General features: G+C 69.7%; 1 protein-coding gene. It reads right to left on the reverse strand.

The genetic code is table 11. The features are described from left to right. Nucleotides 1-326 precede the first annotated feature (326 nt). Nucleotides 327-989 (reverse strand): response regulator transcription factor, encoded by a 663-nt coding sequence (locus ACIG3E_RS41015; protein ID WP_030689541.1) that lies wholly within the window; start codon nucleotides 987-989, stop codon nucleotides 327-329. Between the last annotated feature and the right edge of the window lie 39 nt (nucleotides 990-1,028).

A 1,028-nucleotide genomic window follows, 5' to 3' on the forward strand; every position in this document is an offset into this window, starting at 1 on the left:
AGCTTCCGATCTACGTCCCCACGACCCGCTCCTGGATCCGCCCACGCCGCCCCCGCACGGTGGGTCAGGGCTGACGAGTCCCCCGCGGCGCGCGGCGCCCGGTCGCCTGCGGTGCGGCCGGGCCGCGGCGGGGCCGCGGTGAGCGGTCGGGCGCGGTCGAGGTGTGCCGGGGCCGGAACTCAAGAAGGCCGGAGCCTCATGGCTCCGGCCTTCTTGAGTTCCGGGTGGGTGCGGGCCCCTGCGTACGGCGACTGACCGCCGCCGACGGCAGCCGGGCCCCGCCACAGCCCGCCCTTGTGGGGCGCGGGGCCCGGTCCAGCTGCGGCTCAGCGGCTGACGAGCCCCGCGTCGTACGCGAGCAGGCCCGCCTGGGTCCTGTTGGTGCACTCCAGCTTGACGAGCATGCGGGAGACATAGCCCTTGACGGTCGCCTCGCTCAGGAAGAGCTTCGTGGCGATCTGGGCGTTCGACAGGCCCTCGCCGAGGCAGGTGAGCACGTCCGTCTCCCGCTCGGTGAGCTTGCCGACGAGGGCCTTGGCCCGCTCCCGCGCCGCGTCCTCGTCGGACGAGGCGGCCACGATGCGGCGCATCGCCACGGGCGAGAGCACCGTGTGTCCGTCGGCGGCCACCCGGACGAGACCGATCAGGTCCTCGGGCGGCGTCGACTTCACCAGAAATCCACTGGCGCCACTGCGCAGCGCCCGCATCACATACTGATCGGCGTCGAATGTGGTGAGTGCCACGACCTTGGGCGGCTGATCCAGTTTCATGATGCATTCGATGGCCGTGAGGCCATCCACACCCGGCATCCGCAAATCCATGAGAACGAGATCGGGGCGATGCCGCATCACGGCCTCCACCGCGGCGGCTCCGTCGTGGGCGGCGTCGACGACGTCGATATCCTCGGCCGATCCCAGGATCGTTCTCAAATGTGCGCAGACCATGGGTTCGTCATCGACGACCAGCACCTTTACGACTTCATGCCCCATGTCCATCAGTCTATCCATGGGCCGCATCCAGAGGCAGTA

Origin of the sequence: Streptomyces sp. NPDC053474 (assembly GCF_044544845.1) — a bacterium.
Taxonomy (GTDB): Bacteria; Actinomycetota; Actinomycetes; order Streptomycetales; family Streptomycetaceae; genus Streptomyces.